The sequence below is a fragment of the Streptomyces sp. TLI_146 genome (assembly GCF_002846415.1).
In the GTDB taxonomy this organism is placed as follows: Bacteria; Actinomycetota; Actinomycetes; order Streptomycetales; family Streptomycetaceae; genus Streptomyces.
Genome location: NZ_PJMX01000001.1, coordinates 6,093,612 through 6,107,768, shown reverse-complemented (window position 1 = coordinate 6,107,768; position 14,157 = coordinate 6,093,612). Strand labels below are relative to the sequence as shown.

Genomic DNA, 14,157 nt, shown 5'->3' with positions numbered 1-14,157 from the left:
ACCGGTCTCATTCGACAGGAACCCCATGAGCGACACTTCCTCCCCCTTCGGCTTCGAGCTCGTGCGGCGTGGTTACGACCGCGGTCAGGTGGACGACCGCATTACCAAGCTCGTCGCCGACCGTGACAGCGCTCTGGCACGGATCACTTCTCTGGAAAAGCGCATCGAGGAACTGCACCTCGAAACGCAGAACGCCCAGGCCCAGGTGAACGACGCGGAGCCGTCGTACGCGGGTCTCGGTGCCCGGGTCGAGAAGATCCTCCGTCTCGCCGAGGAAGAGGCGAAGGACCTGCGCGAGGAGGCCCGCCGCGCTGCCGAACAGCACCGCGAGCTGGCCGAGTCGGCGGCCCAGCAGGTGCGCAACGACGCAGAATCGTTCGCTGCCGAGCGCAAGGCCAAGGCGGAGGACGAGGGCGTCCGGATCGTCGAGAAGGCGAAGGGTGACGCCTCCACGCTGCGCTCCGAGGCGCAGAAGGACGCGCAGTCCAAGCGCGAGGAGGCGGACGCCCTCTTCGAGGAGACCCGCGCCAAGGCCGCGCAGGCGGCGGCCGACTTCGAGACGAACCTCGCCAAGCGCCGCGAGCAGTCGGAGCGCGACCTGGCCTCGCGTCAGGCCAAGGCGGAGAAGCGTCTCGCCGAGATCGAGCACCGCGCCGAGCAGCTGCGCCTGGAGGCCGAGAAGCTGCGTACGGACGCGGAGCGCCGGGCCCGTCAGACGGTCGAGACGGCCCAGCGCCAGGCCGAGGACATCGTGGCGGACGCCAACGCCAAGGCCGACCGCATCCGTTCGGAATCCGAGCGCGAGCTGGCGGCGCTCACCAACCGCCGCGACTCGATCAACGCGCAGCTGACCAACGTCCGCGAGATGCTGGCGACCCTGACGGGTGCGGCGGTCGCGGCGGCCGGCTCCCCGGTCGACGACGAGCCCGTCTCGCGCGGCGTTCCGGCGCAGCAGTCCCGCTAGTCCCGAAGGTCCCGCAGCTCCTCCCCCGTGGGCTGCGTGCGTACGGTCGAAAGCCCCTCGCCACTCCGGTGGCGGGGGGCTTTGTCCGCCTTTAGCGTGGCGACATGATCGAGCTAGCCGGTCTCACCAAGCGCTTCGGTTCCAAGACCGCGGTGGACGACCTGTCGTTCCAGGTCAGACCGGGTGTGGTGACCGGCTTCCTGGGGCCCAACGGCGCCGGCAAGTCCACCACCATGCGGATGATGCTCGATCTCGACAACCCGACCAGCGGCACCGTGCGCATCGACGGCCGGCACTACCGGGACCTCGACGAGCCGCTGAAGTACATCGGCGCGCTCCTGGACGCCAAGTCGATGCACGGCGGCCGCAGCGCGTACAACAACCTGCTGTGCCTCGCCCAGTCGAACCGGATCCCGGAGCGCCGGGTCGCCGAGGTGCTGGACACGGTCGGCCTGACGGCCGTGGCGAAGAAGAAGTCGAAGGGGTTCTCGCTCGGCATGGGCCAGCGGCTCGGAATCGCCTCCGCGCTGCTCGGCGACCCCGAGATCCTGATGTTCGACGAACCCGTCAATGGTCTGGACCCCGAGGGAATTCACTGGATCCGCAATCTCATGAAAGCCCTCGCGGCGGAGGGCAGAACGATCTTCGTCTCGTCTCACCTGATGAGCGAAATGGCGCTGACGGCGGATCATTTGATCGTCATCGGCCAGGGCCGACTGCTCGCCGATACATCGATGGCGGATTTCATTCGGCAGAATTCGCGGAGTTTCGTACGGCTGCGCTCACCGCAATGGGAACACCTGCTCGATGTGCTGGCGCGGAACGGGATCACCGTGACCCAGACCGCCGACGGCGCCCTGGAGGTCGAGAACGGCAGGATCGAGCGGCTGGGCGAACTGGCCGCCCAGCACCAGATCGTGCTGCACGAGCTCTCCGGCCAGCAGGCCTCGCTGGAGGAGGCGTTCATGCAGATGACGGCGGGGTCGGTGGAGTACCACGCGCACTCGGACACCGCCCACGGGCCGCCCCCGGCGACCACGCCGAACTGGGGCGAGAGCTACCGGACGAAGGTCCAGGGCTCCACCGGGAACCTCACGGCCGAGCGCTCGGCACCCGACGGCGAGGGGGTCTGACCCATGGCATCGGTACCCGCGGTCCTCAAGTCCGAGTGGACCAAGATCCGTACGGTCTCCTCCACCTCCTGGACGCTCATCAGCGCGCTCGTCGTCACGGTCGCGGTGAGCGCGGCCCTGTGCGCGCTGATGAAGTCGCAGTTCGACGACCTCAAGCCGGCCGAGCGGCTGACCTTCGACCCGACCTTCGTCAGCTTCTCCGGGATGGTGCTCGGGCAGCTGGCGATGGTGGTGTTCGGCGTCCTGGTGGTCGGCACCGAGTACAGCTCGGGCATGATCCGCACCTCGCTCGCCGCCGTGCCGCAGCGGGCCACCTTCCTCTTCTCCAAGCTCCTGGTCGCCACCGCGCTCGCGCTGGTCGTGGGCATGGCGACCAGCTTCCTCTCGTTCTTCCTCGGCCAGGCGCTGCTCGGCCCGCACCGCACCACCATCGGCGAGCCCAACGTGCTGCGGGCGGTCTTCGGGGCGGGCCTCTACATGGCGCTGATCGCGCTCTTCTCGATGGGCGTGGCCACGATGCTGCGCAGTTCGATGCTCTCGCTCGGCATCCTGATGCCGTTCTTCTTCCTGATCTCACAGATCCTGTCGGCGGTGCCGGGCGCCAAGAAGGTGGCCCGCTACTTCCCCGACCAGGCGGGCTCCAAGATCATGCAGGTGGTCCCGAACGCGATGAACAGCGAGCCGCCGCCGTACGGCCCGTGGGCCGGGCTGGGGATCATGGCGCTGTGGGTGATCGCCGCGCTCGTGGGCGGCTACCTGGTCCTGAAGAAGCGCGATGCCTAGCGCTCCGCCGGGCCGTGCGGTGATTCGACTGCGGGCCGTCCGTGGCCGGCCGCGCAACTCCCCGCGCCCCTTACGGGCGCGACACCGCACTGCACCTTTCGGGCATAAGCCTACGTAACGTGCATCTCATCGCTTGGCCGGAACCGTAAAGTCCTCGATAAGCTCCTCACTCATACGGGGGCACCCTGGCGATCCGCCACCGCCCCGACGACCCACACCGTCGATGGGGCTGGAGAATGATCGAGGCAGTCGGCCTGACGAAGCGCTACGGCGCCAAGACAGCCGTGTACAACCTTTCCTTCCAGGTGAGGCCCGGCGCCGTCACCGGCTTCCTGGGGCCCAACGGCTCCGGCAAGTCGACGACCATGCGCATGATCCTCGGCCTGGACCAGCCCACTTCCGGCCATGTCACCATCGGCGGCCACCCCTTCCGTACGCTCCCCAACGCGCCCCGCCAGGTCGGCGCGCTGCTCGACGCCAAGGCCGTGCACGGCGGCCGCAGCGCCCGCAACCACCTGCTCTCGCTCGCCCAGCTCTCCGGCATCCCGGCCCGCCGGGTCGACGAGGTGCTCGGGGTCGTCGGCCTCCAGGAGGTCGCGGGCAAGCGCTCCAAGGGGTTCTCGCTCGGCATGGGCCAGCGGCTCGGCATCGCCGCGGCCCTCCTCGGCGACCCGCAGGTGCTGCTCTTCGACGAGCCGGTCAACGGCCTCGACCCCGAGGGCATCCTGTGGGTGCGCAACCTCATGAAGCAGCTCGCCGCCGAGGGCCGGACCGTCTTCGTCTCCTCGCACCTGATGAGCGAGATGGCGCTGACCGCCGACCACCTCATCGTGATCGGCCGCGGCCAGCTGCTCGCCGACATGAGCGTCAAGGACTTCATCTCGCACAACTCCGCCGACTTCGCGCGGGTGCGCACCCCCGAGCCGGCCGGCCGGGAGAAGCTGACGGCCGCGCTGACCGAGGCCGGCGGCCAGGTCATGCCGGAGCCGGACGGCGCCCTGCGGGTGACCGGCCTCGCGCTGCCGCGCATCAGCGACCTCGCGCACGGCGCGGACGTCCGCCTGTGGGAGCTGTCGCCGCACCAGGCCTCGCTGGAAGAGGCGTACATGCGGATGACGCAGGGCGCGGTGGACTACCGCTCCACGGCCGACCAGAAGTCCGGCCTGATGCAGCCGATGCCGCCCGGGTACCAGCCGCCGCCGGTGATCCCCGAGGTGCCGACGCAGGGCTGGTACGCCCCGCCGCCGCCCGGAGCGAACCCGTACGCGGCCCCGCAGGCCCCCGGACAGGCCCCGGCGGCCCCGCCCGTGCCGCAGGCCCCTGCCCCTGCCCCGGCCCCGCAGCCCGCCCCCGACGCTCCCCCGGCCGCCCAGCCCGCGGCCGCGCCCGCCCCCGCCCTGACCAAGCCCGAGGACGCCCGATGACCACCCCCTACCAGCAGCAGGCACCGGGTGCGCCCCTCGGGACGTACACCTCGCCGATCCCGGTGCGGCCCGCCAGCCTCGGCGACGCGCTCGCCTCCGAGTGGACCAAGATCCGCTCGGTGCGCTCCACGATGTGGACGCTGGGCGTGCTCATCCTGCTCGTGCTCGGCATCGGGCTGCTCGCGGCGGTCGCGGTCAACGCCTCCGACGCGCACATGGGCGACACCCCGCTGCTCAGCCTCGGCTTCTACGGCGTGCTGCTCGGCTCGATCTGCGTGATCACGCTCGGCGTGCTGACCATCGCCTCCGAGTACGGCACGGGGATGATCCGCACGACGCTGACCGCGTGCCCCAGCCGGGCCCGGATCCTCGCGGCCAAGTCGGTCGTCTTCTTCCTGCTGTCCTTCGTCATCGTGACGCTCTGCACCGGCCTGGTGGCGATGCTGCAGATGGGGATGGTGAGCTCCGCCGAGCAGCCGACCGGCTCGCAGCTCTTCAAGGCGACGGTCGGCGTCAGCCTCTACGTCTCCACGCTCGGCCTGCTCTCGCTGGCGGTCGGCGCGCTGATCCGGCACTCGGCCGGCGCGATCACGGTCATGATCGGCGTGGTGCTGCTGCCGCTGGTGCTCGCGCTGTTCATGTTCGCGCCGTCGCTCGAGGGGGTGCGCCAGGCGCTGTTCGAGTACTCGATCCCCAGCCAACTGGCCGTGTTCTACGACTCGTCGGTGAGCGACTCGGGCCCGACCGGCTGGACGCCGCTGCTGATCCTGGGCGCCGTCACGGCCGCCGCGCTCGGCGGCGCGTTCGCCGCGCTGAACAGCCGGGACGTCTGACCCGGCGGCTAGTATCTGGGCGCGTTCCTGGACCGCTGCACCCTGCTGGTGCGGCGGTCCTTCGCGTTCCAGCAGGCCTTGTGCCAGTGCCTGCGGTCGTCCACGCCGCCGTACTCCGGCCAGGCCACCACGTGCGGAACGCCGGAGGGGATCTCCTGGTCGCACCCCGGGCAGCGGTAGCGCTTGCCCTGCGCGCTCGCACCGCTGACGTGCCGGACGGACCACTCCTCGCCCTGGTACGTCTCGGAGCGCTGGAGGCCGAAGCGCTCCCCCGCCCCGCCGGTGGGTTCGGTCGGTTGGTCGCCGCCCTTGGGCTTGGGGCGGTTGCGGCGCGGGGACACGGAAACACCTCACGGGGCCGGGCGGATGACTGCCTCCAGCGTAGAGGTACTTGCCCCGGGTACCCGAGCTCGTACAGGGGTGGCACGGTAACTCGTACGGGGGACACTTACCGGACTATCGCAAGAAGTTCGCGCTGGGCCGTGCCCTTGGCACTTGTCAGGCGTTGTTGCCGGTAAGAGGGGGAGCCGCGTCGGCCGCGAGAGAGGCAGAAGGCGATGCGTGTCGGAACTTTTGTACTGGCAGCCCAATTCCCGGGCCAGGGCCAGGGGGAAGCACTGCACCGGGCGGTGCGGTCCGCCGAGGTGGCCGAGGAAGCGGGCCTGGACTCGGTGTGGCTCGCCGAACACCACTTCGTTCCGTACGGGGTGTGCCCGTCGGCCGTGACGCTGGCCGCCCTGCTCCTGGGGCGTACGAGAAGGATCCGCGTGGGGACGGCGGTCAGCGTGCTGCCCAGCGCGCACCCGGTGGCGCTGGGCGAGCAGGCGGCGCTGCTGCACCTGACGTCCGGCGGGCGGTTCTCGCTGGGCGTGGGCCGCGGCGGCCCCTGGGTCGACCTGGAGGTCTTCGGAGCGGGCCTGCGGGCGTACGAGGAGGGCTTCCCGGAGTCCCTGGACCTGCTGCTGCGCTGGCTGTCCGAACCCCGGGTGTCGAGCGCGGGAGAACGTTTCACCTTCCGGGAGGTCCCGGTGGTGCCGAGGCCCGACGAGCTGCTGTCGGAAGGTCCGGCGAGCCCCGAGGTCATCGTGGCGTGCACCTCGCCGAAGAGCGTGCGGCTGGCCGCCGAGCGGGGGCTGCCGATGCTGCTCGGGATGCACTGCGGCGACGACGAGAAGGCGGAGATGGTCGCGCTGTGGCGCTCGCACGCGCTGGCGTCCGGCGTGGCACCGGAGGCGGTCGCGGCCGCGCCGCATGTGTCGGCCGGGGTGGCGCAGATCGAGGACCACCGCGCCCGGGCCGCCGAGACACTGCTCAAGGCGATGCCGGGCTGGCTCAAACAGGGCCTCGACGCGCATGTGACGGTCGACGGCCGCCACCGCGCGATGCGCGACCCGGTGCTGTACACGGAACTGCTGTGCGGCCTCCACCCGGTGGGCACCCCGCGCCAGGCGGCCGACCGCATCGCGGCGACCTCGGAGAAGACGGGCATCACGCGCTTCGCCTTCCTGGTGGAGGGATCGGGGGACCTGGCCGCGACGGAGGAGAACGTACGAAGGCTGGGCGCGGAAGTGCTGCCGCTGCTGGGGTGAGGCCCGAGGGGGACGACGCCCAGTGGGGCGCGGGGTCTCGGGGCCGCACAAAGGGCCCCCGCTCCGCATCAGTTGCACCTCCCGCGATGCGGAGCGGCGGCGAAGCCGTCAGCAGTCCCTCAACTCCGGAGACTGGTTGAGCAGTTGGCCCCGGACCGAGGTGAAGCGGGCGAGCCGCTCGTCGGACGAGGGGTCCAGGGGGAACACGGCGACGCGGTGGCAGTTCTGGAACGCCAGACGGACACCGAAGTGCCGCTGGAGCGAACCGCGGATGGCGTCACTCGCGAGCGCACGCAGAAGCTGGCCGCGCGCCTGCTCGTCCGGCGGAGGCGTCTGGTTGTCGGCGAACTCACCACCGTCCACCCTCAGCTGAGCCACCAGAGAACTGATCATCTCCCATGCGTACGGCAGGGAGGTCCGGACGCAGTCGACGAAATCAGCTTCGTCGACCTCGCCTCGCTCGGCCTGTTCGAGTAGGGCCGGTGAGACGTCGAGCGACATGGTTTCTCCTCTCGCGACCCCGGGGAGGGGGTCTTACGGGCAGGGAAAGGAACGAAGTCGGCCACGCAGCGTGCCTGACCGACAACCTCCCGCTTACACGGTAGGCGCGGCGTGGTGGCTGCGACAGGTACTTGGCACGTAACCGGCCAATAACGAACAGCGCTTTGCCGGACGAATCGCGTTCGGCGGGGGGATTCGAGTAGCGTTGCCGACCATGCGTCTCGTCATCGCCCGCTGCTCCGTCGACTACGCGGGCCGCCTCACCGCCCATCTGCCCTCCGCCACCCGGCTGATCCTGGTGAAGGCGGACAACAGTGTCTCCATTCACGCGGACGACCGGGCGTACAAGCCCCTCAACTGGATGTCTCCGCCCTGCACGCTCAAGGAGGGGACGGGGGACGATGCGGGCGTCTGGACGGTCGTGAACAAGGCGGGCGAGAAGCTCATCATCAAGATGGAGGAGATCCTCCACGACTCCTCGCACGAGCTGGGCGTGGACCCGGGCCTCATCAAGGACGGCGTGGAAGCGCACCTGCAGGAGCTGCTCGCGGACCGGATCGAAACGCTGGGCGAGGGGTACACCCTGATCCGCCGCGAGTACGCGACGGCGATCGGCCCCGTGGACATCCTGTGCCGGGACGCGTCCGGCGGGACCGTGGCGGTCGAGATCAAGCGCCGCGGCGAGATCGACGGAGTCGAGCAGCTGACCCGCTACCTGGAGCTCCTGAACCGGGACCCGCACCTCGCGCCGGTGCGGGGCGTCTTCGCGGCCCAGGAGATCAAGCCGCAGGCCCGCGTGCTGGCCACGGACCGGGGCATCGGGTGCGTGGTCCTGGACTACGACGCGATGCGAGGCATCGAGGACGACAAGCTCCGCCTGTTCTGACCCTCGGTTTCCCGGGGGCCGCGCCCCCAGGACCCCGGCCGGGCTGCGCCCAGCCCCCTCTGCGGGGCCTGCGGCCCCTGCACCCCGCTTCGTTCGTCCGCGGACCGTGCTGGGTTGCTCGCGCAGTTCCCCGCGCCCCTAGGTAGTTAGGGGCGCGGGGAACTGCGCGACCAGCCATCCACGGCCCGCAGACGAAGCACCCGGGCGCCCCGCAGGGGCGCATTTAAGGGGCGCGGGGAACTGCGCGACCAGCCCGCAGCCGACGAGCCAAGCCGCCCGGCCGAGGGCTTCAGGGAAGGGGCGGGGCGGGGAGACTCACGCCGTGGGCGACGCGCTGCCGCTCGGTGACGTACCGCCCGAGGGCGTGGAGCCCGTCGTCGTGCCTGTCGTCGTCCCCGTCGTCCCGCCCGACGAGGTACCCCCCGTGGACGTCCCGCCCGTGGAAGACCCACCCGTCGTGGGATCCCCGCCCGTCGTCGTCCCACCAGTCGATCCACCCGTGGACCCACCCGTCGTAGACCCCCCGGTAGTGGGCCCCGTGGTGGTATCACCGGTCGTACCCGTGGTGCCCCCGGTAGACGTACCCCCCGTCGACGTCCCACCAGAGCTTCCACCGGAAGTCCCCGTCGTGGACCCGCCCGTCGACGTTCCCCCGGTACTGGTCCCACCCGTCGTGGACGTCCCACCCGTAGACGTCGTCGGCTTCCCGCTCGGCTTCGACGGCTTGCTGGACGGCGTGGACGGCTTGCCGGAGGACGTGGTGGAGGACGGCCGGTCGGACGGGGACGACGGGGCCGTCCCCGATGTCCCCCGCCTCGACGGCGTCGGGGCCGTAGACCCCGCCCCCGACCCGGAGCCGTGCGACGGCGCACCCGATGTCGGCGCGTCCGCCGGGAGACCCGGATCCGCCGCGTCCTCGTTCGCCGACTGGCGCTGCTCGACCTTGTCGGGCGCCTCGGAGCCGGACGTCGCGCCCAGCGTCACCACCGTGCCCAGGACCGCAGCGAGCACCGCCCCCGCACCCGCCGCCACCAGATTGCGACGCGTACCGGTGAAGAGCGCCCGCTTGGCGGGGGCCATCCCCCTGGGGATCAGCACCGTGGGAGTGGCGTCGGGGACCGGGACGCCGGCCGGGGGCGACTGGGACTCCTCGTAACGTGCCGCGGGGACCTCGTCGCCGGACGGCGTGCGGCCGCCCGAGACCACCGGGCCGCCCGAGCGGTCCTCGACCAGGGCCAGCGCGCGGCGCCCCGCGACCGTGCCCCGCTTGTCGGAGAGCGCGCCCTTGAGCCCGATGGACGCCTCCAGCTCGGCGCGGGCGCGGTCCACGTTCCCCGCGCACAGCGCCAGGACGCCCAGCTCGTGGTGGAAGTACGCCTCCTCCGCCACCTCGCCGGTCAGCCGGGCCGCCGCCGAGCCGATCCGCAGGGTCCGCTCCCACGCCCCCCAGTGCAGCCCCGCCGCGAACGCGGGCGCCGCGCTGCGGGCGAGCTTGACGGCCGTCGCGGGGTGGCCGGCGTCGCCGCCGGGCACCAGCGCGCCCAGGGCCGCCAGGACCGCGTCCGCCTCCGCCGCCGCCCGCTCGGGCGTGACCGAGGGGTGCCCGGTCCACCAGGCGTAGTGCTGGGCGGCGGTGTGCGCACGCTCCGCGGCCTCCTCCCCGTACCCAGCCGCCTCCAGCTGGGTGAGCACGCCCGCCGCGAGCCGGTAGCGCGTACCGACCGGGGAGAGCAGCCTGCAGCCGAGCAGTTCGCCGAGCGCGGCGTCCGCGTGGGTGTCCCCGACGAGCGCGGGCAGATGCGCCTGGTGCGGCACCTCGCCGCCGAGCGCGACGGCGAACCGCAGGGTCTCCCGCGCGGCCTGCCCGAGCCGGGCCGCCAGCGGCGCGGCGGCGGCAGCGCCCTCGCCCAGCGACGGCAGCGGCACCTCGCGGCCCTCGGCCGAGAAGACGGAGAGGTCGGAGGGCTCGTCCACCGGCAGTCCGAACTCGTCACGCGGTATGCCCTCGCCGCGCAGCCCGTCCCGCTGCCGCAGCAGCGAGCCCGCCTGCACGAACCGCAGCGGCAGGCCCTCCGACTCGAACCAGAGGTCGCCCGCCCAGTTGGCCTCCTCGTCGCTGAGCGGCCGGTCCACGGCCTGCTCCAGGAGTTCCAGGGAGGCGCTGCGCCCGAGTCCGGTCAGGAAGACCTCTTCGAGGTGCGACTCGGCCGGCGGCGCCGCCACCTCGGGCGTCGCGGCGAGCAGGAAGGCGCATTCGGGGGCCGCGGCGAGCAGCTCTTCGAGGGCCGCGCCGCCGAACTCCAGGTCGTCGACGAGGACGACCGCCCCGATCTCGCGCACCTGGTCGAGCAGCCCGGCCCGGTCGGGCCGGTGCAGCGGCGCGCGGTAGACCGTCGCGTACAGCTCGTACAGCAGTTCCTGGGGGGTGCGGCGGTGGCCGCTGAGGCGGACGACGCCGTCGGGGGCGAGCTGGGCGCAGTCGGCGGCGACCGCGTCGAGCAGGACCGTGCGCCCGGATCCGGCGGGCCCGGTCAGCCGGACCGAGCGGCCCCGGCCCAGCAGGCGCACGAGCCGCTCGCGCTCCTCGCCGCGCTCCAACAGGACCGGCGCGGGCGCCGCGGGCCCGGCGGGCACCGGCGGGCGCAGGGCGCGCTCCCGCTCGGCGCGCTCGGCGGCGGACTGGCGCTCGGGGCGGCCGGGTATCTCGCCGGGCGGGCAGGGCTCGATCTCGCTGCCGTCGACCGGGTTGACGGTGAGCAGGAAGTCGCCGGAGACGAGCTGGACCGTGCGGGCGAGTCCGGCGGCGCGCGCGCCTATCTCCGGGGTGACCGCGTCGCGGTCGCGCTCCTTGCGCGGTGCGCCCGCGCCGGTGCCCGGTCCGTCCTGCTCGTGGTCGAAGTCGTCCGGTCCCCGGGTGTCCATCGGGTTCATGGTGAAAGCCCCCCAGATACGCCTGCGTAACCTTGCCCCACCCGGCCGCTACGCACTGCGCTGTCGCTCTGGTCCGGTACCCGCCGCAGGGATGTCGACCGGCGGGAGACCGCACCCTAAACCTTCGGCCAGTATCTCCGAACGGGCGGGGTGCCACCCCGCCCAGAGCGTCACAGTCCGGTGAGGATTGCGTGCGGAGGACCGGATTCCACATCACCTGCACAACTGCCGCACAGGTCGTTCTCAACAGGCCCGTACGCGTCTCGTACGGCAGTGGCGCCGCGCGCTCACACGCGCGGCAGCGCCTCCGCGGCGATGCCGCCCTCGATGGCGAGGATGCGGTGCAACCGGGTCGCCACCAGCAGGCGCTGCATCTGGGGCGGCACGCCCCGCAGCACCAGGCGCCGGCCGCAGCGGCCGGCCCGCCGGTGGGCGCCCATGATCACACCGAGGCCGGTGGCATCCCAGGAGTCCAGCTCGGTCAGGTCGAGCACCAGGTCGCCGGCTCCGTCGTCGACCGCCGAGTGCAGGACCGTACGGGCGTCCGCCGCGCTGCGGACGTCGAGGCGGCCCCCGACGACCAGCTCGACGTGGTCGCCCCTGATGTGCATATGTACTCCCCGGAGTGCTCCGTATGCCTGTCTGCCTGTCGTCTCTTACTGCACCAACTGACTGCACAGACCGCAGGGAAGTTGCCGTCTGTAAGCGAACCGATACCTAATTCACCCCATGGAGTGATTCCGGGGCGAGGGGAGGTGAGGGTGCGTCAATCAGTGCTTGTAGAAGCCCTGCCCGCTCTTGCGGCCGATGTCACCCGCGTCAACCATCCGGCGCATCAGCTCCGGCGGCGCGAACTTCTCGTCCTGGGACTCCGTGTAGATGTTGCTGGTGGCGTGGAGCAGGATGTCCACGCCGGTGAGGTCGGCGGTGGCCAGCGGGCCCATCGCGTGGCCGAAGCCCAGCTTGCAGGCCAGGTCGATGTCCTCGGCGGTGGCCACGCCCGACTCGTAGAGCTTCGCGGCCTCGACGACCAGCGCCGAGATCAGCCGGGTGGTGACGAAACCGGCGACGTCGCGGTTGACGACGATGCAGGTCTTGCCGACGGACTCGGCGAACTCCCGGGCGGTGGCCAGGGTTTCGTCGCTCGTCTTGTAGCCGCGCACCAGTTCGCAGAGCTGCATCATCGGGACCGGCGAGAAGAAGTGGACGCCGACGACCCGCTCGGGGTTCTCGGTGGCCGCCGCGATCTTGGTGATCGGGATGGCGGAGGTGTTGGAGGCGAGCACGGTGTCCGGCCGCACGATCTTGTCGAGCGTACGGAAGATGTCGTGCTTGACCTCCAGCTTCTCGAAGACGGCCTCGACGACGATGTCCACGTCGGCCGCCGCGTCCAGGTCGGTCGTGGTGGTGATCCGGGCGAGCGCGGCCTCCGCGTCCTCGGCGGCCAGCTTGCCCTTGCTCACGAACTTGTCGTACGAGGCCTTGATGCCGTCGGTGCCACGGGCCAGCGCCTCGTCGGTGACGTCGCGCAGGACGACGTCCCAGCCCGCCTGGGCCGAGACCTGCGCGATGCCCGAACCCATGAGTCCGGCCCCGATGACGGCGAGCTTCCTGGCCACTTCACACCCCTTTGACGGCTTACTGATACGGCTCTCCGGCGGAGGCTATCGGCCGTGAGGCATCTTGGGAGCCGTAAGAGATGCGCGTCACGTCTCGGATGACGGACATCACACCAAGACGGGTGAGCGGCGTCTCACCGGGGCCCGTACGGACCCCATCGCTCGTCCCGTACCGCGTACTTGGGCGGGGAATGTCCGTACCGCCGGGGGGCCGTGACGGTCGGCACAGAAGCGTGGCGCACGGCCCCCGCGTAACTAGGCTGGCCCCATGGTCAATCTGACGCGCATCTACACCCGCACCGGCGACAAGGGCACCACGGCCCTGGGTGACATGAGCCGTACGCCCAAGACGGATCTGCGGATCTCGGCGTACGCGGACGCCAACGAGGCGAACGCGGTGCTCGGCACGGCGATCGCGCTCGGCGGTCTCGACGAGGAGGTCGTGCAGGTCCTCACCCGCGTGCAGAACGACCTGTTCGACGTGGGCGCGGACCTGTCGACGCCGGTGGTCGAGGATCCGAAATGCCCCCCGCTGCGGGTCGAGCAGTTCTACATCGACCGGCTGGAGGCGGACTGCGACCGCTTCAACGAGCGGCTGGAGAAGCTGCGCAGCTTCATCCTGCCGGGCGGTACGCCGGGCGCGGCGCTGCTGCACCAGGCGTGCACGGTGGTGCGCCGCGCCGAGCGCTCCACGTGGGCGGCGTTCGAGGTGCACGGCGAGTCGATGAATCCCCTGACCGCGACCTATCTCAACCGCCTCTCCGACCTGCTCTTCATCCTCGCCAGGACGGCGAACAAGGAGGTCGGGGACGTGCTGTGGGTGCCGGGCGGCGAGCGCTGATCTCTGTGGACCGGGCGCGGCCGGTCGCACCCACGCGACGGCCCCGCGTCGGGGCCCGTCAGCGCCGGGACCCGGCCGCATCCACCCGCTTCGGGAACAGCGTGTAGCTCAGCGCGATGATCAGGTTGATGCCGATCAGCCACAGCATCCGCTGCTGCCACATCCGCAGGGAGTCCGTGTCGCCGTCGCCGCCCACGTACCAGATCCCGCCCTGGAGCAGACCGATCGCGATCACGGCGGCGAGGACCCAGCGGCCCGCCGTCCTCCACTCGTGGAGCGTGCGGGCCGCGCCGCCCGCCGGGGCCTTGGCGGGGCGCGGGCCGCCCGCGAAGCGGTGGGCGAACCAGGCGTCGGCCCGCTTCACCATGGAGTGGCCCATCGCCACCGAGAAGCCGATGTACACGGCGGCGAGGCCGTGCTTCCAGTCCGGCTCGGCGCCGTTCTTGAGGTCGATCACGGTGACGACGAGGAGCAGTGCCTCAAGCAGCGGCTCGCAGAGCAGGACCGCCACCGACGTCCTGGGCAGCTTCGCGAGGTAGCGCAGCGCCAGGCCTGTGGCGAGCAGCACCCAGAAGCCGACCTCGCAGATGACGATCAGTGTGACGATCACGGTGTTCCCCGTTCTCTCGGACTCCCTTCCAGCGTCGGCCCGT

Annotated in this window: 14 protein-coding genes; 8 read left to right on the top strand and 6 right to left on the bottom strand. The window is 71.5% G+C overall.

The annotated features are described in order from the left end of the window. The first annotated feature begins 25 nt into the window (after positions 1 to 25). The 5 genes from BX283_RS27470 (at position 26) to BX283_RS27450 (ending at position 5,137) form a co-directional block, all read left to right on the top strand. Positions 26 to 964, top strand: a complete 939-nt coding sequence (locus BX283_RS27470; protein ID WP_101390172.1) for a cellulose-binding protein — start codon at positions 26 to 28, stop codon at positions 962 to 964. Positions 965 to 1,068: 104 nt separating this feature from the next. Then, positions 1,069 to 2,097 (top strand): ABC transporter ATP-binding protein, encoded by a 1,029-nt coding sequence (locus tag BX283_RS27465; protein ID WP_101390171.1) that lies wholly within the window; start codon positions 1,069 to 1,071, stop codon positions 2,095 to 2,097. A 3-nt stretch (positions 2,098 to 2,100) separates the two neighbouring features. After that, positions 2,101 to 2,880 carry an ABC transporter permease subunit gene (locus tag BX283_RS27460; protein WP_101390170.1) on the top strand — a complete coding sequence of 260 codons (780 nt, stop codon included), beginning with the start codon at positions 2,101 to 2,103 and terminating at the stop codon, positions 2,878 to 2,880. 236 nt (positions 2,881 to 3,116) lie between these two features. Further along, on the top strand, positions 3,117 to 4,304 hold the full coding sequence (locus BX283_RS27455; protein ID WP_101390169.1) for an ABC transporter ATP-binding protein: 1,188 nt from the start codon (positions 3,117 to 3,119) through the stop codon (positions 4,302 to 4,304). Further along, positions 4,301 to 5,137 (top strand): ABC transporter permease, encoded by an 837-nt coding sequence (locus BX283_RS27450; protein ID WP_101390168.1) that lies wholly within the window; start codon positions 4,301 to 4,303, stop codon positions 5,135 to 5,137. Before BX283_RS27455 ends, BX283_RS27450 begins: the two co-directional genes overlap by 4 nt. An 8-nt stretch (positions 5,138 to 5,145) precedes the next feature. Here the strand turns inward: BX283_RS27450 and BX283_RS27445 are convergent, their stop codons facing one another. Continuing rightward, positions 5,146 to 5,478, bottom strand: coding sequence for an ATP/GTP-binding protein (locus BX283_RS27445; protein ID WP_101390167.1), 333 nt, complete (start codon positions 5,476 to 5,478; stop codon positions 5,146 to 5,148). Between the two features lie 216 nt (positions 5,479 to 5,694). On the opposite strand from BX283_RS27445, the gene BX283_RS27440 reads away from it, so the two are divergent. Next, positions 5,695 to 6,726 carry an LLM class flavin-dependent oxidoreductase gene (locus tag BX283_RS27440; RefSeq protein WP_101390166.1) on the top strand — a complete coding sequence of 344 codons (1,032 nt, stop codon included), beginning with the start codon at positions 5,695 to 5,697 and terminating at the stop codon, positions 6,724 to 6,726. Positions 6,727 to 6,834: 108 nt separating this feature from the next. Here BX283_RS27440 and BX283_RS27435 read toward each other — a convergent pair whose 3' ends face one another. Continuing rightward, the gene (locus tag BX283_RS27435; protein WP_101390165.1) at positions 6,835 to 7,227 is read right to left on the bottom strand and encodes an SCO5389 family protein; all 393 of its coding nucleotides are present in this window, start codon (positions 7,225 to 7,227) and stop codon (positions 6,835 to 6,837) included. A gap of 214 nt (positions 7,228 to 7,441) precedes the next feature. On the opposite strand from BX283_RS27435, the gene nucS reads away from it, so the two are divergent. Next, positions 7,442 to 8,113, top strand: coding sequence for an endonuclease NucS (nucS, locus tag BX283_RS27430; protein WP_101390164.1), 672 nt, complete (start codon positions 7,442 to 7,444; stop codon positions 8,111 to 8,113). A 315-nt stretch (positions 8,114 to 8,428) separates the two neighbouring features. Here the strand turns inward: nucS and BX283_RS40760 are convergent, their stop codons facing one another. The 3 genes from BX283_RS40760 to BX283_RS27415 all read right to left on the bottom strand — a co-directional run bounded on the left by BX283_RS40760 (position 8,429) and on the right by BX283_RS27415 (position 12,663). Beyond that, positions 8,429 to 11,044 (bottom strand): ATP-binding protein, encoded by a 2,616-nt coding sequence (locus BX283_RS40760; protein WP_101390163.1) that lies wholly within the window; start codon positions 11,042 to 11,044, stop codon positions 8,429 to 8,431. 287 nt (positions 11,045 to 11,331) lie between these two features. After that, entirely contained in the window at positions 11,332 to 11,655 is a 324-nt protein-coding gene (locus BX283_RS27420) for an STAS domain-containing protein (RefSeq protein WP_067163978.1), read from the bottom strand. 159 nt (positions 11,656 to 11,814) lie between these two features. Further along, positions 11,815 to 12,663: a 3-hydroxyacyl-CoA dehydrogenase family protein gene (locus tag BX283_RS27415; RefSeq protein ID WP_101390162.1), complete on the bottom strand. Its 849-nt coding sequence runs from the start codon at positions 12,661 to 12,663 to the stop codon at positions 11,815 to 11,817. A 268-nt stretch (positions 12,664 to 12,931) separates the two neighbouring features. On the opposite strand from BX283_RS27415, the gene BX283_RS27410 reads away from it, so the two are divergent. Beyond that, positions 12,932 to 13,504 carry a cob(I)yrinic acid a,c-diamide adenosyltransferase gene (locus tag BX283_RS27410; RefSeq protein WP_101390161.1) on the top strand — a complete coding sequence of 191 codons (573 nt, stop codon included), beginning with the start codon at positions 12,932 to 12,934 and terminating at the stop codon, positions 13,502 to 13,504. 58 nt (positions 13,505 to 13,562) lie between these two features. On the opposite strand, the gene BX283_RS27405 is transcribed toward BX283_RS27410, so the two are convergent. Next, positions 13,563 to 14,114 carry a hypothetical protein gene (locus BX283_RS27405; protein WP_101390160.1) on the bottom strand — a complete coding sequence of 184 codons (552 nt, stop codon included), beginning with the start codon at positions 14,112 to 14,114 and terminating at the stop codon, positions 13,563 to 13,565. Between the last annotated feature and the right edge of the window lie 43 nt (positions 14,115 to 14,157).

Excerpts from the sequence above, each read along its gene's own strand:
- nucS (WP_101390164.1), top strand. The coding sequence starts at position 7,442 with ATGCGTCTCGTCATCGCCCGCTGCTCCGTCGACTACGCGGGCCGCCTC.
- BX283_RS27465 (WP_101390171.1), top strand. The coding sequence starts at position 1,069 with ATGATCGAGCTAGCCGGTCTCACCAAGCGCTTCGGTTCCAAGACCGCG.
- BX283_RS27435 (WP_101390165.1), bottom strand. The coding sequence starts at position 7,227 with ATGTCGCTCGACGTCTCACCGGCCCTACTCGAACAGGCCGAGCGAGGC.
- BX283_RS27410 (WP_101390161.1), top strand. The coding sequence starts at position 12,932 with ATGGTCAATCTGACGCGCATCTACACCCGCACCGGCGACAAGGGCACC.
- BX283_RS27420 (WP_067163978.1), bottom strand. The coding sequence starts at position 11,655 with ATGCACATCAGGGGCGACCACGTCGAGCTGGTCGTCGGGGGCCGCCTC.
- BX283_RS27440 (WP_101390166.1), top strand. The coding sequence starts at position 5,695 with ATGCGTGTCGGAACTTTTGTACTGGCAGCCCAATTCCCGGGCCAGGGC.
- BX283_RS27450 (WP_101390168.1), top strand. The coding sequence starts at position 4,301 with ATGACCACCCCCTACCAGCAGCAGGCACCGGGTGCGCCCCTCGGGACG.
- BX283_RS27470 (WP_101390172.1), top strand. The coding sequence starts at position 26 with ATGAGCGACACTTCCTCCCCCTTCGGCTTCGAGCTCGTGCGGCGTGGT.
- BX283_RS27460 (WP_101390170.1), top strand. The coding sequence starts at position 2,101 with ATGGCATCGGTACCCGCGGTCCTCAAGTCCGAGTGGACCAAGATCCGT.
- BX283_RS27455 (WP_101390169.1), top strand. The coding sequence starts at position 3,117 with ATGATCGAGGCAGTCGGCCTGACGAAGCGCTACGGCGCCAAGACAGCC.
- BX283_RS40760 (WP_101390163.1), bottom strand. The coding sequence starts at position 11,044 with ATGAACCCGATGGACACCCGGGGACCGGACGACTTCGACCACGAGCAG.